Here is a 25,105-nt window from a genome sequence, read left to right on the forward strand (position 1 = left end):
CTAGAGGATTTCCCGCACCAGCTCGAAGGGCCGGCACAGGCGCACGCCCTTGGGCGTCACCACGAAGGGGCGGTTGAGCAGCACCGGATGGGCCAGCATGGCGTCCAGCAGGGCCTCGTCCGAGGTGCCGGGGGCGTCCAGGCCCAGCTCGGCGTACAGGCTTTCCTTGCTGCGGATCGCTTCGCGCGGCGTCAGGCCGGCGGCGGCCAGCATGGCCTGCAGTTGCTCGCGGGTGGGCGGGTGGCTCAGGTACTCGATGACGCGCGGCTCGTGGCCGGCGTCGCGGATGGCCGCCAGGGTATTGCGCGAGGTGCCGCAGCGCGGGTTGTGGTAGATCGTGATGTCCATGGTCGTGAATCGGCCTCCTCGAAGGCCGGCAATGATCGGTCGATGAAGCGCGCATGATACTACGCCGCCGTCTTACAACAGACGCGGCGGTTTTGCTTGTCGCCCTCCCGCCGCCGCTATAGAATCCTTCGCTTGGTTTTCCGGGAAGTAAGCTTGCTTCCTTACAAGAACAGCAAAATACAAGACTACGGCCGGCTCAGTCCCTCATCTGACGCACGGCGCGACGGAGAGAACATGAGCGACCACCTGCTGCGTCCCGCGGCACTGCCCACCTGGGGCCAGCGCACTTCGCTGCGCCTGCTGAACCTGATCGGCTGGAAGATGCACTACAAACCGCTGCCCGGTCCGCACGGCATCGCGGTCGTCTACCCGCATACCTCGAACTGGGACTTCCTCGTCGGCCTGCTGGGCAAATGGGCGCTGGGCCTGCAGTTCCGCTGGCTGGCCAAGGACTCGCTGTTCAAGGGTCCGATGGGCGCGCTCATGCGCTACTGGGGAGGGATCGCGGTCGACCGCCGCGCGCCGATGGGCGCCACGCGCTCGCTGGCGCAGAACATGCTGCGCGAAGAATGGTGCTGGGTCGCGATCACGCCGGAAGGCACGCGCGGCTACCGCCCGCACTGGAAGAGCGGCTTCTACCACCTGGCGGCGGCCGCCGACGTGCCGGTGCTGCTGGTCTACATGGACTACCGCGAAAAAGTGCTCAGCGTGGTCGATACCGTGCGCCTCACCGGCGACCAGGACGCCGACATGGCCGCGATCGCCGCGGTCTACGCCGGCAAGCAGGCGCTCTACCCGGAGCTGGCCGCGCCGATCAAGCTGGCGCCGCCGCATACCGGCCCGGAGCGCAGGAAGAGCGCCTGAGTTTGCGTAAGGCGGGATCGTCGAGGCCGGGGGGCTCGATGACGTGCCCACGCGTCATGTTCGAATGGCGCTGGCGTAGCAAGATGGGCCAACGATGTTCACCGTTCACGCGTGGGCACGGGGCGCCCACCCTACGGGTACTGACTAAACAGCATCATCCCGATCCTGAGTGACGTTCTCAGGCCGCGACGCCCTTGCGCTCGCGTACGAACAGGGTCTTGTAATAGATCGCCGTCGCGCGCCAATGGCCGTCGGGCGTCGCACAATACTCCGGCAATTCGCCGACCCGGGTATAGCCCAGGCGCCGGTAGAGCGCCTCGGCGCTTGACCCCGCCTCGGTGTCCAGGAACAGCAGGCCGCGCCCCAGGGCCAGCGCCTGCACCTCCAGCGCCTCCATCAGCGCCGTCGCCGCGCCGGCGCGCCGGGCGCCGCTGTGCACCAGCAGCTTCTGCACTTCCGCGCGGTTCAGGCCGTTCGGCTTCTGGCACAGGTCGAGCTGGACCGTGCCGACCAGCACGTGGTCGCGCCAGGCCACCAGCAGGACCCGCGAACCCTCGGCCAGCGCCGCGCGGACGTCGTTCCAATAGGCGTCGGCTGCCGCCTCGTCGATCGTGGCGGTGAATCCCACCGAGGCGCCATGCGCGACCGCGTCGAGCAGCAGTGCGCGCAGCGGGGCCGCGTGCGCCGCCGCGCCGGCGGCGTCGAGCATTCGGATCTGCATCATCGTTTCCTCCGTTGTTGACGACGCAGAGCGTGCAGGATTCGTGCCTGCCTGTCCAGCAGCGGCAAGCCACGATCGGCCGCCAGCATGCACCGTTCTGGTGCAACTGAGTTGTGCATGCACTAGAAACGGACCCCGGCGGCGAGCGCCGCGACGTCGCGGTCGGCAACCTGGTTGTAGTCGCCGCCCCAGCCCGGCAAGTACTGCAGCTCGAGCAGGTAGCGCTGGCGGTACTCGAAGCGCAGCGCCAGGTTGGCCGTCCTGCGTCCCTCGTTGAGGAGAAAATCGCCGGACCAGCCTTGCACGTCGTGCGCGAACGTCAAGCTGGCGCTCGCCGCCAGCCCTTGCGCCAGGGCCGGCAGGCGCGCGTCCAGCCGCAGCCGGTAGCCCCAGGCGTTCGCCGTGGCGTAGCCGCGCAGGCTGCACTGGCGCGCCGCGTCGCCGGTGGTCACGGCGCAAGCGCCGTTCACCGGGCCGGCGCCGAAGATGTCGGCGCGGCCATAGCGCCGCAATGCCTGGTCCGGCAGCTCCGCCGCATGCTTGCCCACCGCCTCGGCGGTGCCCGCCAGCGCCACCCGGCCCCATTGCCATTCGTGGCGCGCGCCCAGCTGCAGCTGCGTCATCGCGTACAGGTCGTAGCCGTGGAAGATGCCGCCCGGCGGCACCGCGTTGGCGTCCGCGCGCAGCAGGGCCGGCACGGTGGCGTTCAGGAAGGGCGGCAGCACGTCGCCCGGGGCCAGCATGAAGGGCTGGCGCGGCCGGTACGAGGCTTCGCCGTAGAAGCTGGCGCGCCCGCGCTGGTGCTGGACGGTGAGCGCGGTGATCGCCAGGTCCTGCGGGTACTCGGTGAAGTACGCCATGTTGCGCCCGTCCGGGTCGCCGGCGACCAGGGCCGGGCCGTTGGGACGGGTGCTGCGCCGCAGGCTGGGCAGGGCGGTGCGCGCGTTGTAGCGCGCATGATACAGGCCAAGGTCCAGGCCGAGCGCCTGCGACTTCCAGCTCAGTCCGAGACCGTATTCGGGCCCGTTCACCTCAGGCGTGGACAGGCGTTTCTGGTAGGCGCGCAGCGGGATGCGGGCGCGGTCGCTGACCATCGGCTGGCCCGACATCACCAGGTCGCAGCCTTCGGCCAGGTAATCGCTCAAGGCCCACAGGGTGCCGCACATGTCGAGCGCGGTCGGCTTGTGGCGGGTCTGGTAATACGCTTCGACGCCGAACGCGGGCGTGACATCGATCCGGCCGGACAGCATCGGCACGGCCACGCGCAGTTCCTGGGGGACGGCGCCGGCCCTGCGCAGGGCCGGCAAATCCTTTGGGTTGAGCGCCTCCAGGCCGCCGGGCGTGATGGCGCGGTCGCCCCAGCCCAGGGATTGCTGCCCGAGGCGGGCGCTGTAGCGCAGCGTGCCGGCCTGGCCGGCATACTGCAGCCAGGCCTCGCCCAGGGCCACGCCGGAAAAACGCGACAGGCGCGCGGCGCCGGCATCCGATAGCGGCGCGCCGGCCGCATAGCCGTTGGCGACGTTGCCCCAGGGCCGCCCGCGCTCCTCCAGCGCCTCGTCGCGCCAGGCCTTGACCCGCACCAGCGCCGACCACCCTCCCTCGCGCAGGCTGAGGTCGACGTAGGCCTTCAGCGCCAGCGAAGCCAGGTCGCCGCGGCGGTAGTTCAGGTTGGCGTCGTCGGCGTTGCCGCCGGCGCCGAAGCCTGCCAGGCCGAGCGCGGCGGCGTTCACGCCGGTCAGCAGGCGCGGGTCCTGGGACTCGACGCGCGCGACGGCGCCGACGTTCACGCGTCCGCTGACCTTGGTCTCGATGGCGTGGGCCGCCGGCAGGCCGGCCAGCGCCAGGCCAAGGACGGCCGCGCCGCGTTTCAGGTTGAGGGAAACGCCGATGCTGGTGCCGGGTCCGGCGCAGGGTCCGGACGATGCGAGCGCAGCCATGGCACGGCCCGGCTCAGGGCGTAACGCGTGCCAGCATGCGCTTCCAGAACACCAGCTCGAACAGGCCGGCGGCCGCGAACAGCGCCATGGAATGCGCTGCCTGCCCTGCGATCCACAGGCTCGTGGCGGCGATCGCACAGCCGACGGTGACGGTACGGTGCATGGCAGCCTCCCTCATTTTTTTGATTGTAGGTAAATACTGCCATAGCACTTAACCCATCGCAATAACCATCAGGAACTTTTGTTGTTGGACAACGCATCCCAGGCCATCGCCGTGCTCAGAAACACTTGTCCGTTCAACCGGGCCAGCAAGTCGCTCTGCTTGAGCCTATCCATCACCGGTCCCTTCACCTCGGCCAGGTGCAGCACGATCGCGCGCGCGCCCAGGCTCGCGTTCAGTTCGGTGAGCGCGAACAGCGCCGTGGTGTCGACCTCGTTCACCGCCGACAGCACCAGCACCAGGTCGCGCGTGCCCGGATGCGCCGCCAGCTCGTCCTCGATGCGTTCGTTGACCGCGTCGACGTTGCCGAAGAACAAGCCGGCATCGACCCGCAGCATCAGCAGGCCCGGCACCGTCTCGGCCGCATGGCGGGCGATGTTGCGGAAGTGCTCGGTGCCGGCGATGCGGCCCAGCACCGCGATGTGCGGGCGGCTGGCGCGCCAGATCAGGGCGCCCATCGACAGCGCCACGCCGATCACCACGCCGGCCTCGACGCCCAGCGCCAGCACGCCGCCGGCGGTGGCGACCAGGGCCGCGGCGTCGGCACGGTCGAAGCGCCAGGCGGTGCGCAGCGTCGTCGTATCGAGCATGCCGAGCACCGCCACGATGATGGTCGCCGCCAGCGTCGGCAGCGGCATCAGCGCCAGCCAGCCGGTCGGCGCCACCAGGGCCAGGGCCAGCAGCGCCGCCGTGATCAGGCTGGCCAGCTGGGTGTTGGCGCCGGCGGCGTAATTCACGGCCGAACGCGAAAAGCTGCCGGTGACCGGGAAGCCGCCCGTCAGCGCGCTGCCGAGGTTGGCCGCGCCCAGGCCGACCAGTTCGCGGTTGCTGTACAGCTTCTCGGCGCGCTTGAGCGCCAGCGCCTGCGCCCCCGACATGCTGATCAGGAAGACCATGAAGCCGATCAGGAGCGCCGGCTGGAGCAGCGCCTGCCAGTGGCTGGACGAGGTCTCCAGCGCCAGGATGGGCAGGCCGGTCGGCACGCTGCCGGTGGTGTGCACGCCCAAGGCCTGCAGGCCGAGCAGCGGCACCAGGGCCGTCGACCCGAGCACCACCACCATCGGCGCGAGCTTGGCGCCGATGTCGGCAGCGGTCGCCGGCATGCCGAGGCGGCGCAGCAGCGGAGCGAGGCGGCTGCGCGCGAACAGCAGCAGGAGCAGCGAGCCGATGCCCAGCGCGGCGCTGGGCAGGTGGACATCGGGAAGCTTCGCGCCGAGCAGCGCCGGCAGCTGGCCGAGCGCGATCACGATCGAGGACCCGATGGTGAAGCCGCTCATCACCGGGCGCGAGAAGAAGTTGGCGATGAAGCCGATGCGCAGCAGGCCGCACAGCAGCAGCACCGCGCCCGAGATCAGCGCCAGCTGCGCCGCCAGCGTCGCGTAGAGCGCGCTGCCAGCCGGGGCCAGCGGGGCCAGCGCGGACGCGGTCATCAGCGAGATGATCGCCATCGGCCCGACCGACTGGGTGCTGCTGGTCCCGAACAGCGCATACAGGACCGGCGGCACGATGCTGGCGTAGATCCCGACCACCGGCGGCAGCCCCGCCACCAGCGCATAGGCCATGCCTTGCGGGATCATCATCATCGCCACCACCAGCCCGGCGCTGATATCGCCCGGCAGCATGGCGCGCCGGTAGTGCCTCAACCAGTCCAACATCGTGTTCTTCTCATGCGTGTGTTTCGAAGGCGCAAGCGTAGCATGCCGGACGGTGGGAATGACCGCCCTTCCGTAGGGTGGACTCGCGAGCCCACGCGGGATGGTGCGTTAACCCGCCGCGGGAATGCCCGGAGAAGCCAGCTTCGAAAGCCTTGTAGGGTGGACACCTGTGTCCACGCGGATTGGTGCCGTGGCGAACCACGGGAACCTCCTGAGCCGGAGGCTGCGACGGTACAGTGGCTGAGCGAACGGTCAGGCAGCGCGGGCTCGAGAGCCCACCCTACGCCCCCATCATTGCATCGCCAGCTCGACGCAGTTGCGCCCTGCCCGCTTGGCCCGCGCCAGCGCCGCGTTCACGCGCACCATCAGCGAGTCGGCGCTTTCCTGCTCGCCCAGCTGGGCCACGCCGAGGCTGACGGTGACCTGGTCGCAGCCGGGAATCGCGGTCGCCGCGATCGCCGCGCGCAACTTCTCGGCGACCTTCAGGCCGTCGATCGCGCTGGTGTGCGGCGCGATCACCTGGAATTCCTCGCCGCCGGAGCGCACCACGATGTCGCTCGAGCGCAGCAGCTTGTGCGCGGCCTCGGCCACCGCGCGCAGCGCGACGTCGCCGACCGGATGGCCGTAGCGCTCGTTGACTTCGCGGAAGCGGTCGATGTCGAAGGCGATCAGGGCCAGCGGCAGGCGGTAGCGGCGCGCGCGCTTGATTTCCAGTTCCAGCAGGGCTTCGCCGTGGCGGCGGTTGGCCACGCCGGTGAGCGCGTCGACGGTCGAGACGTGGGTCAGGCGCGCCAGCAGTTCCTCGCCCTCGCGTCCCATGTCGGCCATGCGCAGGCCGACCTCCGCCAGCGCCGCCAGCTCTTCCAGCGCATCGAGCTGGTCGCGCGAGAACGCGCGCGCATGGTCGAACAGCAGGCACAGCGAGCCGCGCGCGCTGTTCAGGCCGCTGCCCGGCCCGCCGGCGGGAATCGGCAGCGCGAGCGCCATCTCGACCCCGTGTGTGCGCAGCGCCTGCGCCAGTTCCGGCTCGCCCGCCTTTTCCGGCGCATCGAGCAGGGCCACGGTATTCGCGGCGACGGCCAGCAGGCCCGGGAAGGCATGGCGCAGCGGCGACTGCAGCAGGCGCTCGCCGCGCTGCAGGACCGAGGCCAGGTTCAGGCCGCGCCGCGTGCCGTGCTGCGCCTGCAGCCGCAGGTCGCCGCCGGGCTGCAGGTAGAACAGCGCCGCATGCACGACGCCGGGCCAGCTGCACAGCGCCTCGCACAGGCGTTCGGACAGCGCCACCGGGTCGTCGCCCTGGCCGAGCGCCGCCTGGACCCTGGCGCGCAGGGCGGCCAGTTCCTCCAGCTCGCTTTCGCGCGGGGTCGGCGCCCGCACCAGGGTGGGGCCGGCCGCCAGCCGCGCCGCGACCAGCGCGCGCAGGGCCGGGAGCGCAAGCGGCGCGATCGCGTACTCGACCGGGCCGCAGGCCATCAGGGCCGGCAGCCAGCGCGCGTTCGCGAACGGGCACAGCACCAGCGTCGGCGCCCCCGCGCGCGCCGACACCAGCCGGGCCAGGCCCGCCAGGTCGAGTTCCGGATCGAAGCGCTCGAGGTCGATGACGAGGAGGTCGACCGCTTCGCGCTGCAAGGCCTCGAGTGCGGCGTCGGCGCCGTCGGCCAGCGCCAGGCGGGCGAACTGGCCGCCGCAGCCGGCCTGGAACTCCTGGCGCCGCTGGGCTGCCGGGTTGACGAACAACCCGGCGCGTTGGCCTTGCGGCTCGGCCTGCTGAGGCATGGTTTTCTCCTTGTCATGCATATTTGTTACGAAGCAGTATGAATTTTGACATATTTGGCTGGAGCCGAACAGGCAAGCCCCGTCTTGTGTGTGGAAGCGCACCGTCGCGCATCCGTGCGCGGCCGATACTGGCCCGGTCAAGAACCAGGATGCGAAAGGAAGCGTGCGATGGCCAACCAGGACGATGTAGCGAACCACCAGAAGGCGATCCAGAACCGCCAGGACCAGCTCGACGCGAGCCAGCAGGAACAGGAAGGCGAGAAGCCGGTCCAGATCGGCGCCGAGCAGCCGGTGCCGCCGATGCCGCAGCAGCATCTCGCCAAGCCGGGGCTGGAAGCGCAGATGGAGGTCAAGCCGCGTTTCATGGCCGAACACTACAAGGGCAGCGGCAAGCTCGAAGGCCAGGTGGCGATCGTCACCGGCGGCGACTCGGGCATCGGGCGCGCGGTGGCGGTGCTGTTCGCGCGCGAAGGCGCCGACGTCGCCATCCTCTACCTGAACGAACACGAGGATGCGGCCGAGACCCAGCGCTGCATCGAGGCCGAGGGCCGGCGCTGCGTCACCATCGCCGGCGACGTCAAGGACATGGACTTCTGCCAGCAGGCCGTCGACCGCGTGGTGGCCGAATGGGGCCGCCTGGACGTGCTGGTGAATAACGCCGCCTTCCAGGAACACGCCGGCAGCCTGATGGACATCACCGAGGAGCGCTTCGACGAGACCATGCGCACCAACATCTACGGCTACTTTCACATGGCCAAGGCCGCCCTGCCCTACATGAAGCGCGGCGCCGCGATCGTGAACACCGGCTCGGTCACCGGCCTGAAGGGCTCGAAGATGCTGCTCGACTACTCGTCGACCAAGGGCGCGATCCACGCCTTCACGATGTCCCTCGCAGCCAACCTGCTCGACCAGGGCATCCGCGTGAACTGCGTGGCGCCGGGGCCGGTCTGGACCCCGCTCAATCCGGCCGACCAGTCGCCGGACAAGATCGTCCACTTCGGCGAGAGCACGACCTATGGCCGCGCGGCCCAGCCCGAGGAGCTGTCCCCGGCCTACGTATTCCTGGCCTCGAACGCCTGCTCGAGCTACATCACGGGCATCGTGCTGCCGGTGACCGGCAGCGTCGGCGAGTAAGAACAACAACGAGGAGGAGAAGATATGGCGCGCAGCATGTGGAAGGGTGCGATCAGCTTCGGGCTGGTCCACATCCCGGTCGAGATGTATCCCGCGGTGAGCAACAATGCGCTCGACCTCACCATGCTCGACCGCCGCGACTTCTCGCCGATCGGCTTCAAGCGCTACAACAAGAACACCCAGAAGGAAGTCTCCTGGGACGACATCGTCAAGGGCTACGAGTACGAATCGGGCGAATACGTGGTGCTGTCCGACGAGGACCTGCGCCGCGCCAATCCCGAGGCCACGGCGACCATCGACATCCTGGCCTTCGTCGATGCCCAGGACGTGCCCCTGCTCTACTACGACCATCCCTACTATCTCGCGCCCGGCAAGGGCGGCGACAAGGTCTACGCCCTGCTGCGCGAGACGCTCAAGAAGGTCGGCAAGATCGGCATCGCCCACGTCGTCATCCGCGTCAAGCAGCACCTGGCGGCGCTGGTGTGCGAGGGCGACACCATCGTCCTGAATACCCTGCGCTACCCGGACGAGATCCGCGACGCCGGGGAACTGAAGATCCCCTCGGCAAAGGCGAAGAGCGCCGCGATCAGCGACAAGGAGCTGAAGATGGCGATGGCCCTGGTCGAGGGCATGAGCGAGGATTGGGACCCGGGCCAATACCACGACGATTACCGCGAGGACCTGCTGGCCCTGGTGGAAAAGAAGATCAAGGCCAAAGAGACCAAGACCATCACGATGCCCGACCCGGACGAGAAGCCGGCCAAGTCGGCCAACGTGATCGACCTGGTCGCATTGCTGCAGGCCAGCCTGGGCAAGAAGCCGGGCAAGGGCAAGGCCGCACAGGGTGACGACAATGCGGACGACGACGACGAACCGCCGCCGCCGAAACGCGCGCCGAAGCCGGTCGAGGACGAGGACGAGGAAGAAGCGCCGCCGCCGCGCACGCGCCGGACGGCCGGCTCGCGCGAACCGGCCACGGCCAGCGCCAGGACGAAACGCCCGGCCGCGAAGGCGGCCGCCAAGCCAGCCGCAAAAAAAGCGGCGGCGAAGACCACCCGCGCCGCTTCGGCCGCAAGCAAGGCGCCGGCGCGCCGCAAGAAAGCGGCGTGACGGCACATGGATGAATTCCTCGACTTCCTCCAATGGCCCGCGATGGCGGTCAGCCTGTACGCCGCCTACCTGATCGGCTCGCAACGCGCCGGCCGGCGGGTGTTCGGCTTCTGGATGTTCATCCTCAGCAATTTGCTGTGGATCGTCTGGGGCGTGCACGACGAAGCCTGGGCGCTGATCGCGCTGCAGGTGGCGCTGATGGCGATGAACATCCGCGGCATCTGGAAGAACGATGCGCACGAATCGACACCATCGGCCGAGGCCGGGGTGGACGACGCGCCGACGGCCGGCGCAGGCCGGCGTTCCGCCGGCGGACGCTGAAATATCGATCCACGCGGCACGATTCACTTACCTAATCCGACTACTTCAAGGAGGTTCACATGCGCAAGATGATCATGATGGCGATTGCCGGCTTCATCTGGAAAAAGATCCAGGCCAAACTGAACGGCCAGACCAGCGGATCGGTACGTCGCTACTGACCGTGTAATGCAGTGCTTGCAGGCCCGGCGCAGGACACACCGGGCCTGCTTGTCTTGCTTTTAGGAATTTCCTATCAAGCCCATCAAATCAATCAAATTTATCTTTCGCTCATCGGTAATTAAAATCCTCTTCATCAAATTCGTCATTTCGAAGAGGAGAGAGCATGACCCAGCCCCGCCTGACCACCGCTTCCGGCATCCCGGTCGCCGATAACCAGAATTCCATGAGCGCCGGCCCACGCGGCCCCCTGCTGCTTCAGGACTTCCACCTGATAGAGAAGCTCCAGCACTTCAACCGCGAGCGCATTCCCGAGCGCGTGGTCCACGCCAAGGGCTCGGGCGCCTACGGTACCTTTACCGTCACCCACGACATCAGCCACTTCACCAAGGCCAGGCTCTTCAGCGAAATCGGCAAGAAGACCGAGACCTTCCTGCGCTTCTCGACCGTCGGCGGCGAGAAAGGCAGCGCCGACACCGAGCGCGACCCGCGCGGCTTCGCCCTGCGCTTCTACACCGAGGAAGGCAACTGGGACCTGGTGGGCAACAACACGCCGGTGTTCTTCATCAAGGACCCGATCAAGTTCCCCGACTTCATCCACACCCAGAAGCGCTGCCCGGACAGCAACCTGAAGTCGGCCAACATGATGTTCGACTTCTGGAGCCGCGCTCCGGAAAGCCTGCACCAGGTGACAATCCTGTTTTCCAGCCGCGGCACCCCGGATGGCTACCGCCACATGGACGGCTTCGGCAGCCACACCTACAGCCTGATCAACGACGCCGGCGAACGCGTCTACGTGAAATGGCACTTCAAGACGCGCCAGGGCATCAAGAACCTCAGCAATGCCGAAGCGGTGCGCCTCGCCGGCGCCGACCCGGACCACGCCCAGCGCGACCTGTTCGACGCCATCGCTTCGGGCAACTTCCCGCAGTGGGACGTCAAGGTGCAGGTGGCCACGCCCCAGCAACTGGCCGACTGGGAAGCGCGCACCGGCTGGAACCCTTTCGACCTGACCAAGGTCTGGCCGCACGGCGACTTCCCGCTGTTGCCGGTGGGCGTGCTGGAGCTGAACCGCAATCCGGTGAACTACCACGCCGAAGTCGAGCAGGCCGCCTTCTCGCCGGCCAACGTGCCGCCGGGCATGGGTTATTCGCCGGACAAGATGCTGCAGGGCCGCCTGTTCGCCTACCACGATGCCCAGCTCTACCGCGTCGGCACGAACCACCAGCACCTGCCGGTGAACGCCCCGCGCTGCCCCTTCCACAACCAGCAGCGCGACGGCGCGATGGCGATCGCCAACGCCGGCGCGGCCCCGATCTACGATCCGGTCGTCCCGGTCGGCAAGGGCGCGCTCGGCATGGGCCATGGCGAACAGGAATTGCCGCTGGTCGGTAACGCCGGCCGCTTCGACTTCCGCGGCCAGGAAGACGACACTACCCAGCCGGGCAACCTGTTCCGCCTGATGTCGCTTGACGAGAAGCAGAAGCTGTTCGACAACCTGGCCGGTCCCCTGAGCCAGGTGAGCGACGAGATCCTGCAGCGCCAGCTGCGCCAGTTCGACCTGGCCGATCCCGACTACGGCCGCGGCGTGCGCGCGGCGCTGAAGGCGCGCGGCCGCAACGTCGACTGAGTCGTCCGCAACACGGCCGGCAGCGCCGGCCCTCCCCTCCTCCTCCTTGGCGCCGCAGGCTTCCTGCCGGCGCCTTTTTTCATGCCATCAGGATAGGCTGCATGGCGCCTGTTGCCGCAAGGAATGAGTGCGACTACACTCGCCCGTATTCGAACAACAGGAAAGCAGATGCGTAGCGCAAGGATACCCCGTTACCAGGGGAAGATCAGCAGTTGGAAGGACGAGCAGGGTTTCGGCTTCATCGCGCAGAACGGCGGCGGGCCCAGCGTGTTTTTCCACATCAAGGCCTTCACCGAGCGCGGCATCCGCCCGGCGCCGGGCGACGAGGTCACCTACGAATTGAGCGTCAACGACAAGGGGCAACCGCGCGCCGAACGCGTGGCCTTCGCCGGCAGCCGGGCGGCGCCTGTACGCCATTCTTCGGGCGCCGCTTCCGCCTCGCCCATGTTCGCCATCGGCTTTTTCATCGTTCTCGCGATCGCCGTCCTGCTCGGCAAGCTGCCTCCCCTGGCGCTCGGCCTGTATGCCGGCGCCAGCCTGGTCGCCTTCATCGCCTACGGCCTCGACAAGTCCGCCGCCCGCAACGGCCGCTGGCGCACCAGGGAAAGCACGCTGCACCTGCTGGCCCTGGTCGGCGGCTGGCCCGGCGCCCTGCTGGCGCAGCGGGTGTACCGGCACAAGTCGAAGAAGCGGGAATTCCAGGTGGTGTTCTGGGCGACTGTTGTCGTCAATTGCGGCGTGTTGGGGTGGGCCCTGTTGCCGGCGAGCGTGCGCAATCTTGCGCTTGCGATAATTGGTTAGATTCTAGGCATTGCCAAGGAGATATACTCCAGCGCGCGATACGGCGTGCCGACATGCGAGACACCGCCCCTGCCCGGCTTCGGGCGAGATGGAATCAATGTTCGTGCCTTTTCCCGTGCGAAACAAACTGCAATGCCCTGCCATCTGAAGGAACACCTATGAAATTCATCGTCCAGACCGCATTCGGCCTGTCGCTGCTTGCCGCGCTCCCCGCCGCAGTCCCGGCATTCGCCGCCAGCCCGGCGCCCACGATGCAGACCGGCGCGATCAGCCCCGCACACGTGCAAGCCGTGCAGGACCTACTCGGCGCGATGCAGTTCGAATTCGCCATGCGCGGCGTGGCGGCGCGTACCCGCTTCCCGAGCGAAGCGCAACGCCAGGCCGTGTTCGCCAGGCTCGACAAGATGCCGCCGGCCGAAATCCACCGCCGCCTGGCGCCCTCGCTGGCGCGCTTCGTCTCGGCCGACACCGCGCTCGAGATGACCCGTTTCTACGGCACCCCTTACGGCAAGAAGGTCATTCACAGCAAGTACAACAGCAGCGCGCAATTCATGATGCCGGGCGCGCGCGCCGCCGTTCCGCCGGAAGAAAAGAAAGAACGCAAGCGCGCCGCCTACGTCCAGGCGAGCAAGGAACTGGCGGATGCCGAGCCGATGTTCCAGCGCGAAGCGTTCAAGCTGTTGCAAGCCATCAGCAACGAAAAGCGATAAAAACGCTCGACCCGCGCTTTTACGGATCTGCATGCAAGCCGACGAGGGCGCTGCCCAGGCTGGTCCGGAAGACGGAGACCAGCTCGTGGAACGCAAGCAGCGAAAGCAATGGCCATCGTGGAAAACTCCTTTGACCTGAGCATGTCCCCGAGATACGCCGAATGGCTGCGTTACGTTTTCGGCCGCCCGGCAAGGCCGAATGCCCCGTTCTTCGACCTGGACGTCGAGTCCTTCGACGCCGGGCCCTGCGAACTCGCCGGCCTCATCGCGTCCACGTTCGAACACTGTGGCCGCGACCTTGCGGCTTACTGTGCGCGCCGCTTCCCGGAGCTTCGCCGCCATGCCCGGAGGGCAAGGAAAGGGCAGGTCCCGTAGCGCATGCCTCCGGCTGCGGGACCTCGAGAGAAGCGACAACAGCGTCCACGCAACCGTCCCGACCGCCCGCTATCGGCCCTGCCTTCGACGTTGCAGCGTTGCATGACTACTCCGCCAATTCAACCATGAAGCCCCAAGAAAAATGATCCCAGCTGGCCAATTCATTCTGCGTCCTTACCAGCCATCGGATGCCTTCGACATCGGCGCTGCCGTGCGCGAGTCGACGCAGACCGTCGGCCGCTGGATGTCGTGGGCGAAAGCGGACTTCAATGAGTACGACGCAGCGTGCTGGGTCGCACATTGCATGCAGGCGCGCGCCGCGGGAACCGCACACGAGTTCGGCATCTTCGCGTCCAATGGTGAGTTTGTTGGCGGGTGTGGGTTGAACCAGTTTTCCTCGCTAAACAATCTCTGCAATCTGGGCTACTGGGTTCGGCAATCGCGTCAAGGTCATGGCGCTGCAACCGCAGCGACGCTTGCGCTGAGAGACCTTGGCCTGGGGCGGCTGGGACTTTCCCGAATCGAGATTGTCGTTGCCGAGGGCAACGTTGCAAGTATCGCCGTCGCGCGCAAAGCGGGCGCTACCCACGAGTGCCTTGCAAGGAATCGCCTTCAATTGCATGGCAAACCAACAGCCGCGCACGTCTTTTCCTTCACCCGTGACGGCGCCGGAAACGAATAGGAAAGCGCGGCGCCTGCGCCGGCTTCCCTGCTCGGTCAACGCTGACTGACGCGGCCCGATGCTGTTGCTCCGGGCCGCGGCACGATGCGCCTGTTTCCCCATTACTCCTTCAACGCCGCCGCCATCGCCGCGACCTTGCCCGCATCCGCACCGACCGCCGTGACCAGGCGCTTGCCGTAGTCCGCGTCGGCCTTCCAGAAGTGCGACAGCATGGTGTACAGGCTGTCGGCGTTCTTGACCATCTTCAGGTCGCCCGACAGGTTGGCGATCAGGTCGTCGCGGTCCTGGGTGCTCAGCGAGCGGTAGAACTCGCCGGCCTGGCGGAAGTTCAGCGTCTTCGCGATGCGCTGCTGCTGGGTCGTCCCCACGAGCGGCAGCTTGCTGCTGCGCGCGTTCGCGTCTTCCTTCAACGGCGCCAGGCGGCTCGGCTCGTAGTTGACGTTGCCCTTGCGGTTGCCGGTGCTGGCGGCGCCGTCGATGTGGTTGTTGTTCACGGCGACCAGCGGCTTGTTGATCGGCAGCGACTGGAAGTTCGCGCCCAGGCGGTGGTGCTGGGTGTCGATGTAGGAGAACAGGCGGCCCTGCAGCATGCGGTCTTCCGACGCTTCGATGCCCGGCACCAGGTTGCCCGGGGCCATGGCGACCTGCTCGGTCGCTTCGAAGTAGTTCTCTGGGACCTTGTTCAGTACCATGGTGCCGACCTTACGCTCCGGCACGCCCGGCCAGATCTTGGTAGCGTCCAGCGGATCGAAGTCGAACTTGTCCAGCTCTTCGGGTTTCAGCACCTGCACCGTCAGGTCCCATTCTGGGCACTTGCCGGCGTTGATGGCGCCGTAGAGGTCGACGGTGGCGTGGCTGGTGCTCTTGCCCTGCACCACAGGAATCTCCTGCGGACGCAGGTTGCGCTCGCCCTGCTTCGATTTCCACGCGAACTTGGCGTAGACGTAGTCGCCGCGCGCGTTCACCAGCTTGAGCGCGTGCACGCTGCTGCCGTTCATTTCGCGGTAGGTGGCCGGGGTGCCGTAGTTCGAGTAGACGCGGGTTAGCATGGCGGTCGCTTCCGGCACGTGCGAGAAGAAGTCGAACACGCGCTCCGGCTCCTGCACGTTCGAGACCGGTGACGGTTTCAGCGCATGGATCATGTCCGGGAACTTGATTGCGTCGCGGATGAAGAAGATCGGCAGATTGTTGCCGACCAGGTCCCAGTTGCCTTCCTGGGTATAGAACTTGGTGGCGAAGCCGCGCGGGTCGCGCGTGGTCTCGGCGCCGGAGCGGCTCGGGATCACGGTCGAGAAGCGCACGAACACCGGGGTCACCGTGTTCTTCGCGAACAGCTTCGCCTTGGTGATGTCCGACAGGTCCTCGGTCGCGGTGAAGACGCCGTGGGCGCCGGTGCCGGTGGCGTGCACCACGCGCTCGGGAATGCGCTCGCGGTCGAAGCGCTGCAGCTTCTGCACCAGGTGCACGTCCTGCAGCAGGGTCGGGCCGCCTGGACCGGCGGTCTGGCTGTTCTGGTTGTCGCCGACGGGGGCGCCATTGTCCTTGGTCAGCGTCGGGGTCTGCGCCGGCGTTTGCGCATGCGCGCCCTGGGCCAGGGCGATCACGCCCGAAGCCAGCGTCAGCGCGCACAGCGCCACCCGTCCCGCGGAGGGAGGAAGAATCTTCATCAATTTTACCTATCAATGTTGCGTAAGGAATAGGTATCCTAGCCGCAAGCATTTCATAGCGGAATTTAATTATTCCTATGCCATCGATAGGTAAAAGCCGATCAGCCCTTGAAGCCCATTTGTTTCATGGCAGCCGTCAGGGTCCTGGCCGCCTTGGCGTAGCCCGCCCAGGGTTCATTGCCAAGGTCCAGCCGGGTGTGCACGTTGGTCACGTTCCATTGGTCGCCCGACTTCAGGGACTTCAGCTCTTCCCATGCGACCGGCACCGAGATGCCCAGGCCCGGACGCACCCGCGCGGCCCAGGCGCAGACCGTGGTGGCGCCCTGCCCGTTCCTCAGGTAGTCGATGAAGATCTTGCCGACCCGGTTCTTGGCGCCGCTCTTGAAGGCGAAGCGGTCCGGCAGGGTCGAGGCCAGGTGCTTGACGATGGCCTGCGAGAAGGCTTTCACCGTATCCCAGTCCTTGCCGCCCTTGATCGGCACCACCACGTGCAGGCCCTTGCCGCCGCTGGTTTTCAGGAAGTTCGGCAGGCCGAGTTCGTCCAGGAAGGCGTGCATCAGCTGGGCCGCTTCCTGCACCGTGTGCCATTCGACGCCCTCGCCCGGGTCGAGGTCGAACACCATGCGATCCGGCTTGTCGTAGGCCTTCGCGGTCGCGTTCTGGGTGTGGATCTCGACCACGTTCCATTGCGCGGCCGAGAGGATGCCCTCGACGCTGGCGATGGTCAGCATCGGCGGATGGCCGGGGTCGAGCGCCTCGTCCATGTGCTTCACGCCCGGCATCTTGCTTACGTCCGCGTGCTTCTGGAAGAACAGTTCTCCGCCCACGCCGGCCGGCGCGCGCACCAGCGACACCGGCCGCCCTTTCAAATGCTCCATCATCAGGCCGCCGACCAGGGCGTAGTAGCGGATCAGGTCGAGCTTGGTCGTGCCGGTCTTGGCGTCGATCACGCGCTCGCCGTGGGTCACTTTCATTGTGGCCGGCAGCCGGCTTTCCGGCGCTACCGGTTCCGCCGCAGGATCGGCCACATCGCCGTCCTCCTCGGGTGCGATTTCCTCGATCGGCTTGGCGACCTCGCGCACGATGCCCTTGGCCGGCTTGTCGGCGCGCAGGCCCTGGAACACCGGGTGGCGGATCGAGCCGGTATTCGTCCATTCCGAGAAGCTCACTTCGGCGATCAGCTTCGGCTTCACCCAATGGTGCTGGCGCCCCGGGACCGAGCGCGGCGGGAACGGGCTCTCGTCCGTGTCCAGGGCCTTCAGTTTCTTCGTGATCTCGCGCAGGCTCTCGGCATTGAAGCCGCTGCCGACGTTGCCGCAATAGCGCAGCACGCCGTCCTTGTCGTAGGTGCCGAGCAGGAGCGAACCCACGCCCTGGCGCGCGCCCTTCGGATCGGTATAGCCGCCGATGACGAATTCCTGGCGCAGGCCGCACTTGAGCTTGATCCACTCAGGCGAGCGGCGCGAGACGTAGTGCGAGTCGCGCCGCTTGCCGATCACGCCTTCCAGCCCGATCTTGCAGGCGGCAACCACCAGGCCCTCCGGGTCGTTACCGAACTCGGCCGAAAAACGCACCTTGTCGGAAGGCTCCGCCTGGGCCAGCGCGCCCTCGAGCAGGGCGCGGCGCTCGACCAGGGCCACCTCGCGCAGGTCGTAGCCGCCGAGGTAGGGCGCGTCGAACAGGAAGTACAGGATGTCGGTCGAATGGCTGCCGTCGAAGGCGAGCTGGAGCATGCCGAAGTTGGGCCGGCCGTCGGCGTCGTGCACGACGATCTCGCCGTCGTACCAGCCGTCGGGCAGTTTCATGCGCTCGAGCTCTTCTTTCAGCGGCCCGAGCTTGCCGGTCCAGTCGTTGTTGTTGCGGGTGATGAGGCGCGCTTCGCCGTTCTCGATGCGGGCCAGCATGCGGTAGCCGTCGAACTTGACCTCGAACACCCACTCTTCCGGGTCGGGCGGCGGGCCGTCCACCAGCGTCGCCAGCTCGGGCGCGAATTCCTTCGGCAGCTTCGCTTCGACCGCGCCCTCGGGCAGGCCGGGCGTCGTGCCGGCATCCTGCGCGGCCAGCTTCGCCACCGCCTTTGCCGCCGCCGCGTCCGCTTTTGCCTTGGTGGTGCGGCCGGATTTCGTGGCTTTCGCTGTCGGCGGCGCCTTCGCCGCCATGTGCGGCATCGGCAGGTCCTTGACGCTGTCGGGCATTTCGTCGACCACCGAGAACTCGGCGGCCGGACGGGCGTAGTCGTCCTTCTCCTTGATCAGGAGCCAGGATTCCTGGCGCTCGTCGCCGCGCCCCTTCATACGCACCAGCACCCAGTTGCCGTGCATCTTGTGGCCGTGGATGCGGAACTTCAGGTTGCCGCTGCGGTAGCCCTTGTGCGGGTCCTCCAGTGGCTCCCAGCTGCCCTTGTCCCAGATGATGACCTTGCCCGCGCCATACTGCTTCTCCGGGATGGTGCCCTCGAAGTCGGAATACGAGATCGGGTGGTCCTCGACGTGCACGGCCATGCGCTTGTCGTGGGTGTCGTAGCTCGGCCCCTTGGGCACGGCCCAGCTCTTCATCACACCGTCGAGCTCGAGCCGGAAGTCGTAATGCAGGCGGCTGGCCCAGTGCTTCTGGATCACGAAGCTCAGCGCATCCTTGCCGGGGGCGCCGCCTTCGGCAGGTTCGGAAGTGACCGAGAAATCGCGCTTGGCTTTGTATTCCTTCAGGGCGTCTGGCATGGCTGGCTCCTGCGAACGTCGATGCGTGCAGTGTAGTGCGCCCTGCCCGGCCCGACTGTACGGCAGCTAACTGTCGCACCGGCCGCCGCCGATTGTAACGGGATGTAATAAGCGTCAACGTTGCCGAAACGGACCGCGTTATCGGCTCAGTAGCACCGGAATTTCCCCGCACGGGACGTCCACATTTTTCCAACTAATGAAGGAAAGACACCATGAGCAAAATCGTCGCTACCCTGATTGCAGGCCTGTTCGCCACCTCGGCATTCGCCCAGACCAGCGCAACCCACGGCGGCACCCACGGCGCCACGCCTGCTGCTGCCAAGGCCGAGGCCAAGGAAGCCAAGGATGTCGCGAAGGCCGATGCCAAGGTAGAGAAGGCCCAGGCCGAGGCGAAAGCCGACGTCGCCGAGGCCAAGGCCGATGCCGCCAAGAAGAAGGCCAAGGCCGAGAAGAAAGCCACCAAGGAAAAGGCGGAAGCCAAGGCCGATGCGGCTGAACAGAAGGCCGAAGCCAAGCACGACACGGCGGATCACAACACCACCACCGCCTCCACCAAGTAAAGCCGCTCGAGCTCCCCTCCATATACCCAAAAAGACAGGGCTCGCCCTGTCTTTTTTTCGCTCCACTTTTTCACCCTTTTGTTCGCCTTTTTTATTCCGGCCCCGGCTGCGTTTTTGCGCTCATGCGCCATGCATGCTCTACAATTGTTCGACTCCACATGACGAAAGAAGCGCCATGCACAAGATCGTCTTCCTCGACCGCGACAGCCTGATCGCGACGCTGCGCCCGCCCGCCTTTGCACACGACTGGCGCGACTACCCCGCCACCGCACCGGACCAGGTACTCGAACGCCTGCGCGGCGCCACCATCGCCGTCACCAACAAGGTGGTGCTGCGGGCCGACGTGATCGACCGGCTGCCCGACCTGAAGATGGTGGCGGTGGCGGCCACCGGCACCGACAACGTCGACCTGGCCGCCTGCCGGGCGCGCGGCATCGCGGTGGCGAACATCCGCAACTACTCCCTGGTGTCGGTGCCCGAGCACTGCTTCACCCTGATGCTGGCCCTGCGCCGCAACCTGCGCGCCTACGTCGCCGACGTCGAGGCCGGGCGCTGGGAACATTCGAACCGCTTCTGCCTGCTCGACCACCCGATCGGCGACCTGGCCGGCACCCGCCTGGGCATCGTCGGCTTCGGCGCGCTCGGCCGGCGCGTGGCCGAGATCGGACAAGCCTTCGGGATGCAGGTCTGCACCACCTCGCGCTCGCCCGTGAACGAGCCGGGCGTGACCCAGCTCGCGCTGGACGAACTGCTGGCGAGCTCGGACGTGGTCAGCCTGCACCTGCCGCTCTCGCAGCAGACGCGCCACATGATCGGCGCGCGCGAACTCGGCCTCATGAAGCCGACGGCCCTGCTGATCAACACCGCGCGCGGCGGCCTGGTGCACGAGGCGGCCCTGGCCGAGGCGCTGATGCGGCGCACCATCGGCGGCGCCGGCTTCGACGTCCTGAGCCAGGAGCCGCCGGGGCCGAACAATCCCCTGCTCGGGCTGCGCCTGCCGAACTTCATCCTCACGCCGCACGTGGCCTGGGCCAGCGCGGGGGCGATGCAGACGCTGGCGGACATGCTGGTCGAGAATATCGAGGCCTGGGAAAGCGGTCGGCCGACGAATACGGTGTAGTTCGCCGCTGATCAGGCCGTACAGCGGTGGGTTCGAGAACCCACCCTACGTTTTTCAATCCCGGCGTCGTAGGGTGGGTTCTTGAACCCACCAATACAATGTGTGCAAACCCGGCGCGTGTGAACCGCCGGCTTCAATACGTCCCCGGCAACAGGATGTTCCGGTCCACCTGCCGCACGTCGCGCAGGCCGCAGAAGGCCATGGTCAAATCCAGCTCGTTGCGGATGATCTCGAGGCAGCGCGCCACGCCCGCCTCGCCCATCGCGCCCAGGCCGTAGAGGAAGGGGCGGCCGATGTAGACGCCCTTGGCGCCCAGCGCCAGCGCGCGGATCACGTCCTGGCCCGAGCGGATGCCGCCGTCCATGTGCACCTCGATCTGCCTGCCGACGGCGTCGACGATTCCGGGCAAGGCGCGGATGCTCGAAGGCGCGCCGTCGAGCTGGCGGCCGCCGTGGTTCGAGACGATCAGCGCGTCGGCGCCGCTCTCGACGCACAGGCGCGCGTCCTCGGGGTCCATGATGCCCTTGATGATCAGCTTGCCGCCCCAGCGCTCCTTGATCCATTCCACGTCCTTCCAGCTCAGCGCCGGGTCGAACTGCTGCGAGGTCCAGGACGACAGCGAGCTCATGTCCGAGACGCTCTTCGCGTGGCCGACGATGTTGCCGAAGTGGCGGCGCGGCGTGCGCAGCATGTTCAGGCACCAGCGCGGCTTGGTGGCCAGGTTCATCAGGTTCGGGATGGTCAGCTTCGGCGGCGCCGTCATGCCGTTGCGGATGTCCTTGTGGCGCTGGCCCAGCACCTGCAGGTCGAGCGTGAGCACCAGCGCCGAGCAGTTCGCCGCTTTGGCGCGGTCGATCAGGCGGTTGATGAAGTCGCGGTCCTTCATCACGTAGAGCTGGAACCAGAACGGCCTGGTAGTGCGCGCGGCCACGTCCTCGATCGAGCAGATGCTCATCGTCGAAAGCGTGAACGGCACCCCGAGCTTCTCGGCCGCGCGCGCCGCCAGGATCTCGCCGTCGGCATGCTGCATGCCGGTCAGCCCGGTCGGCGCCAGCGCCACCGGCATCGCCACTTCCTGCCCCACCATCGTACTGGTCAGGCTGCGGTCGACCAGGTTCACCGCCACCCGCTGGCGGAACTTGATGGCGGCGAAGTCGCTCTCGTTGGCGCGGTAGGTCGACTCGGTCCACGAACCGGCGTCGGCGTAGTCGTAGAACATGCGCGGCACGCGCCGCCTGGCCAGTACGCGCAGGTCCTCGATGGTGGTGATGATGCTCATGCGTGCAGTTTCCTCTCGTCGTTGGATAGTCCGTCGGTCCTCGCCTCGGCCGCCACCAGGGGCAGGTCGAGGACGAAGACGGTGCCCGCGCCGGGCGCGCTCTCGATCCGGATCGCGCCGCCCAGCAGCGACGTGGCGATCGTGTGCGCGATGCTCAGGCCCAGGCCGGTGCCGCCCTGCCCCATGCGGGTGGTGAAGAAGGGGTCGAACACGCGCGCCAGGTATTCCGGCGCGATGCCGCGGCCGTCGTCGGCGAAGCGCAGCTGGACCCAGCCGGGGCCCTGCTCCCGCGCCGTCAGCCGCATGCGCCCGCCCGGCGCCGCGAAGGCGTGCAGCAGCGCGTTGTTCACGAAGTTGATCAGGACCTGGCCGAAGGGCCCGGGATAGCTGTCCATCGCGATCCCCTCCGGCACCTCGACCTCCAGGCTGTGGCCGGCGAGGCGCACCTTGTTCATCATCGTCGCCGCGATTTCCTGGCAGGCGCGCGCCAGGTCGAAGCGGCGGCGCTGGGCGCTGCCCTGGTCGACCGAGACCTGGCGGAAGCTGTCCACCAGCTCGGCGGCCTGGTGCAGGCTGCGCTGGATCAGCGCGAGCGCTTCGCGCGACGCGCCGATGTAGCCGGCCAGCTCGGAGCGGCGCAGCGCCGCCGCTTCGAAGGCACGGTCGACCGCGAGCGTCTTCTCGTGCAGGGTGCTGGCCATCAGCAGGCTGTTGCCGATCGGCGTATTCAGCTCGTGGGCGACGCCCGCCACCAGCGAACCGAGGCCGGCGAGCTTTTCCTGGGCCGCGAGCTGGGTCTGGACCTCCTTCAGCTGGCGGTAGGCCTGAGCATTGTCGAGCGCCACGCCGACATAGGCGGCCAGGGTGCGCAGCATGTCCAGGTGCACGCGCTGGTAGGCGCCGCGCGTGTAGCTCTGCACCGCCAGGGCGCCCAGCACGCGCTTGCCGGCCAACACCGGCACGTAGAGCAGCGCGCGCGGCGCGCGGCCATCGGCGGCGCCCGGCAGCACGGTGGCCGCCACCTGGGCCGGCGTGGAAGCCGGCAGGTAGCGCGTCGCTTCGGTGGCCAGGTCGTTGATGAAGACCTCGCGCCCGTGCTCGACGCACCAGGCCGCCAGCGAGTGCGGGTCGCGCCGCGCGCGCCTGACCGGCGCGCGGCGCTTGCCGTCGACCACCAGGTACGGGATGTCGAGCGCATCCTCGCCGGCGCGCGCCACCCCCACCCCGAACACCGGCGACTCCATCAGCACCTGGACGTGATCGTGGAGGGTGTCCATGATGGCGTCCATGTCGAGGTTGGCCGTCAGGCGCCGCCCAATGTCCGACAGCAGCGCGATATTGCGCCGCGCCTGGTCGGCCGCCTCCTTCTGCTCCTCGGCTTCGCGCTTGCGCCGCTCGGCGGCGTCCTTCTGCAGCAGCAGTTCGGCGGTGCGGGCGTTGACCTGGCGCTCCAGCAGTCCCTTCTGCTGCACCAGCGCGCGCACCCGCAGCCAGTAGACCCCGAAGGCCGCCGCCCCGGCCAACGCCAGCGCCAGCAGGCGGAACCACCAGGTCTTCCACCACGGCGGCAGGATCGTGATCGACAGCGTGGCCGGCGCCTCGCCCCATACCCCGTCCTTGTTGCTGCCGCGCACGCGAAACACGTAGTTGCCGGGATCGAGGTTGGTATAGCCGGCGAAGCGCTTGCCGGCATTGGTCTCGACCCAGTCCTCGTCGAAGCCGTCGAGCCGGTAGGCATAGCGGTTGCTGCCGGGATCGGCGTAATGCAGCGCCGCGAACTCGAGCGAGAACACGGCGTCGCGGTGCGACAGCACGAGCGCGCCCGCCTGCGGCAAGGGACGTGGCTTGTTATACACCAGGAGATTCGTGATGCGCACCACCGGCGGGAAGGGATTGTCGCGGATCGCGTCGGGCTGGAACGAGCTCAAGCCGTTGACGCCGCCGAAGTGCAGCTGGCCGTCCGGCCCGCGCGCCGCCGAATCGATGAAGTAGCTGCCGTCGAGCAGGCCGTCCTTGGCCGTGTAGTGCTTGTAGCGGCCGGTGGCGGGGTCGAACCGGCTGATGCCGACCGTGGTGCTGGCCCACAGCCGGCCCTGGCCGTCCTCGAGGATGGCGCCGATCGGCACCGCGTCGCGCGTATCGGTGATCGTGTAGTACCGAAAGGACGGCGCGCCGTCCGCGCCCCGCTCCATGCGGTGCAGCCCGCCCGCCGTGCCGACCCAGAGTTCGCCGCTGTTCGAGACCAGCACGTCGTGGACGCGGTTGTGGCGCAGGCTGGCGGGCTTGCCCTCCTCGTGGCGGTAATGGGTGAACACGCCGCGGGCGCGGTCGAAGCGGTCCAGTCCGTTGTCGGTGCCGATCCAGAGGATGCCGTCGCGGTCCTCGGCCATGGCGAACAGGCGGTTTTCGCCGAGGCTGTCCGGGTTGCCGGGATCGTGGCGCCAGGAGGCGCGCACCTTGAGGTCCGCCCCGAGCAGGTAGAGGCCGGCGCGCGAGACCACCCAGGTGGCGCCGTCGCGCGTCTTCATCACCGCCTGGACCTGGGCCGCGTTGCCGTCCGGGCCGAGGTCGAGGCGGTGGAAATCCCCGCCGCGCTCGTCGCACCAGGCCAGGCCGGCGCCGGTGCCCACCCACAGCCGGCCGTCGGCCAGCGACACGCTGTGCACCACGTCGCTCGGCAGCGAGGCGGCGCGCCGCGGGTCATGGCGCAGCTGCCGCGTGCGTCCGCTTGCCGGGTCGAGCAGCAGCAGGCCGGCGCCGGACGTGCCCATCCACAGCTGGCCGTCGGCGCGGGCGACGACATCGCGCACCTTCCTGAAACCGGTCTGGCCGCCGTGCTGGCCGCCGTGCTGGTCGCTGCGCTGGTAGCCGAACTCGGGGGAATGGCTGAAACGGGAGAAGCCGCCGCTGGCCAGGTCGGTGCGGCTCACGCCGCCGAAACGGGTGCCGACCCAGAGCGTGCCGGTGCGGTCGATGCGCACCGCCGCCACCTGGTTGTCCGACAGGCTGTGCTGGTCGAGGGGATGGTTGCGGTAGGAGACGAAACGGCCGCTGGCGGGGTCGCGCCACTTCAGGCCGTCGAAGTCGGTGCCGACCCACAGCGTGCCGCCGGCGTCGTGGTACAGCGCCTGGATCCGCAGGTCGCCGAGGCCCTCGCCCGCCTCTACCTTGCGCCGCCGCGGCTGGCCCGGACCGAGCCGCCATTCCTCCAGCCCGCCCTCGGTGCCGACCCAGAGCGTCTCGCGCGGCCCCATCGACAGCGACAGGATGCGCGCGCCGTGGATCTTCCCCGGCGGACGGCACGTGCGCGAGATGGTCCGCG

Annotated in this window: 20 protein-coding genes and 1 pseudogene; 11 read left to right on the forward strand and 10 right to left on the reverse strand. The window is 67.8% G+C overall.

The window, feature by feature from the left end; translation table 11 throughout:
• Window positions 1-3: 3 nt before the first annotated feature.
• Window positions 4-348: pseudogene (gene arsC, locus RT688_RS16240) on the reverse strand (arsenate reductase (glutaredoxin)); the annotation flags it as partial.
• A 234-nt stretch (window positions 349-582) separates the two neighbouring features.
• Here arsC and RT688_RS16245 point away from each other — a divergent pair.
• On the forward strand, window positions 583-1,212 hold the full coding sequence (locus RT688_RS16245) for a 1-acyl-sn-glycerol-3-phosphate acyltransferase (RefSeq protein WP_313705889.1): 630 nt from the start codon (window positions 583-585) through the stop codon (window positions 1,210-1,212).
• Window positions 1,213-1,390: 178 nt separating this feature from the next.
• On the opposite strand, the gene RT688_RS16250 is transcribed toward RT688_RS16245, so the two are convergent.
• The 5 genes from RT688_RS16250 to RT688_RS16270 all read right to left on the reverse strand — a co-directional run bounded on the left by RT688_RS16250 (window position 1,391) and on the right by RT688_RS16270 (window position 7,521).
• The gene (locus RT688_RS16250) at window positions 1,391-1,936 is read right to left on the reverse strand and encodes a GNAT family N-acetyltransferase (RefSeq protein WP_313705890.1); all 546 of its coding nucleotides are present in this window, start codon (window positions 1,934-1,936) and stop codon (window positions 1,391-1,393) included.
• A gap of 119 nt (window positions 1,937-2,055) precedes the next feature.
• Window positions 2,056-3,870, reverse strand: coding sequence for a DUF1302 domain-containing protein (locus RT688_RS16255; protein WP_313705891.1), 1,815 nt, complete (start codon window positions 3,868-3,870; stop codon window positions 2,056-2,058).
• A 13-nt stretch (window positions 3,871-3,883) separates the two neighbouring features.
• A complete protein-coding gene (locus RT688_RS16260) occupies window positions 3,884-4,033 on the reverse strand; it encodes a hypothetical protein (protein ID WP_313705892.1) in 150 nt (49 codons plus the stop codon).
• 68 nt (window positions 4,034-4,101) lie between these two features.
• Window positions 4,102-5,745, reverse strand: a complete 1,644-nt coding sequence (locus RT688_RS16265) for a sulfate permease (protein ID WP_313705893.1) — start codon at window positions 5,743-5,745, stop codon at window positions 4,102-4,104.
• Window positions 5,746-6,036: 291 nt separating this feature from the next.
• On the reverse strand, window positions 6,037-7,521 hold the full coding sequence (locus RT688_RS16270) for a GGDEF domain-containing protein (protein WP_313705894.1): 1,485 nt from the start codon (window positions 7,519-7,521) through the stop codon (window positions 6,037-6,039).
• A 168-nt stretch (window positions 7,522-7,689) separates the two neighbouring features.
• Here RT688_RS16270 and RT688_RS16275 point away from each other — a divergent pair, with 168 nt between their 5' ends.
• The 8 genes from RT688_RS16275 (at window position 7,690) to RT688_RS16310 (ending at window position 14,440) form a co-directional block, all read left to right on the forward strand.
• Complete coding sequence (locus RT688_RS16275; protein WP_313705895.1) at window positions 7,690-8,655, forward strand: SDR family oxidoreductase; 966 nt, start codon at window positions 7,690-7,692, stop codon at window positions 8,653-8,655.
• Window positions 8,656-8,679: 24 nt separating this feature from the next.
• The gene (locus tag RT688_RS16280; RefSeq protein ID WP_313705896.1) at window positions 8,680-9,765 is read left to right on the forward strand and encodes a Ku protein; all 1,086 of its coding nucleotides are present in this window, start codon (window positions 8,680-8,682) and stop codon (window positions 9,763-9,765) included.
• Window positions 9,766-9,771: 6 nt separating this feature from the next.
• Window positions 9,772-10,086, forward strand: coding sequence for a hypothetical protein (locus RT688_RS16285; RefSeq protein ID WP_313705897.1), 315 nt, complete (start codon window positions 9,772-9,774; stop codon window positions 10,084-10,086).
• Between the two features lie 322 nt (window positions 10,087-10,408).
• Window positions 10,409-11,872: a catalase gene (locus RT688_RS16290; protein ID WP_313705898.1), complete on the forward strand. Its 1,464-nt coding sequence runs from the start codon at window positions 10,409-10,411 to the stop codon at window positions 11,870-11,872.
• Between the two features lie 168 nt (window positions 11,873-12,040).
• Complete coding sequence (locus RT688_RS16295; protein ID WP_313705899.1) at window positions 12,041-12,673, forward strand: cold shock and DUF1294 domain-containing protein; 633 nt, start codon at window positions 12,041-12,043, stop codon at window positions 12,671-12,673.
• A gap of 158 nt (window positions 12,674-12,831) precedes the next feature.
• Window positions 12,832-13,383 carry a hypothetical protein gene (locus RT688_RS16300; RefSeq protein WP_313705900.1) on the forward strand — a complete coding sequence of 184 codons (552 nt, stop codon included), beginning with the start codon at window positions 12,832-12,834 and terminating at the stop codon, window positions 13,381-13,383.
• Between the two features lie 108 nt (window positions 13,384-13,491).
• A complete protein-coding gene (locus RT688_RS16305) occupies window positions 13,492-13,758 on the forward strand; it encodes a hypothetical protein (RefSeq protein ID WP_313705901.1) in 267 nt (88 codons plus the stop codon).
• A gap of 142 nt (window positions 13,759-13,900) precedes the next feature.
• The gene (locus tag RT688_RS16310; RefSeq protein ID WP_313705902.1) at window positions 13,901-14,440 is read left to right on the forward strand and encodes a GNAT family N-acetyltransferase; all 540 of its coding nucleotides are present in this window, start codon (window positions 13,901-13,903) and stop codon (window positions 14,438-14,440) included.
• A 101-nt stretch (window positions 14,441-14,541) separates the two neighbouring features.
• On the opposite strand, the gene RT688_RS16315 is transcribed toward RT688_RS16310, so the two are convergent.
• Both RT688_RS16315 and ligD read right to left on the reverse strand, forming a co-directional pair.
• Complete coding sequence (locus RT688_RS16315; protein ID WP_313705903.1) at window positions 14,542-16,107, reverse strand: catalase; 1,566 nt, start codon at window positions 16,105-16,107, stop codon at window positions 14,542-14,544.
• A gap of 101 nt (window positions 16,108-16,208) precedes the next feature.
• Complete coding sequence (gene ligD, locus RT688_RS16320) at window positions 16,209-18,824, reverse strand: DNA ligase D (RefSeq protein ID WP_313705904.1); 2,616 nt, start codon at window positions 18,822-18,824, stop codon at window positions 16,209-16,211.
• 212 nt (window positions 18,825-19,036) lie between these two features.
• On the opposite strand from ligD, the gene RT688_RS16325 reads away from it, so the two are divergent.
• Complete coding sequence (locus tag RT688_RS16325; RefSeq protein ID WP_313705905.1) at window positions 19,037-19,384, forward strand: hypothetical protein; 348 nt, start codon at window positions 19,037-19,039, stop codon at window positions 19,382-19,384.
• Window positions 19,385-19,559: 175 nt separating this feature from the next.
• Window positions 19,560-20,504: a D-2-hydroxyacid dehydrogenase gene (locus tag RT688_RS16330; RefSeq protein ID WP_313705906.1), complete on the forward strand. Its 945-nt coding sequence runs from the start codon at window positions 19,560-19,562 to the stop codon at window positions 20,502-20,504.
• A 133-nt stretch (window positions 20,505-20,637) separates the two neighbouring features.
• Here the strand turns inward: RT688_RS16330 and RT688_RS16335 are convergent, their stop codons facing one another.
• Both RT688_RS16335 and RT688_RS16340 read right to left on the reverse strand, forming a co-directional pair.
• Entirely contained in the window at window positions 20,638-21,783 is a 1,146-nt protein-coding gene (locus tag RT688_RS16335) for an alpha-hydroxy acid oxidase (protein WP_313705907.1), read from the reverse strand.
• On the reverse strand, window positions 21,780-25,105 hold a 3,326-nt coding region (locus tag RT688_RS16340), incomplete at its 5' end, for a two-component regulator propeller domain-containing protein (RefSeq protein ID WP_313705908.1). The genes RT688_RS16340 and RT688_RS16335, both read right to left, overlap by 4 nt.

This window comes from Massilia sp. (assembly GCF_032106685.1).
Classification (GTDB): Bacteria; Pseudomonadota; Gammaproteobacteria; order Burkholderiales; family Burkholderiaceae_D; genus Telluria.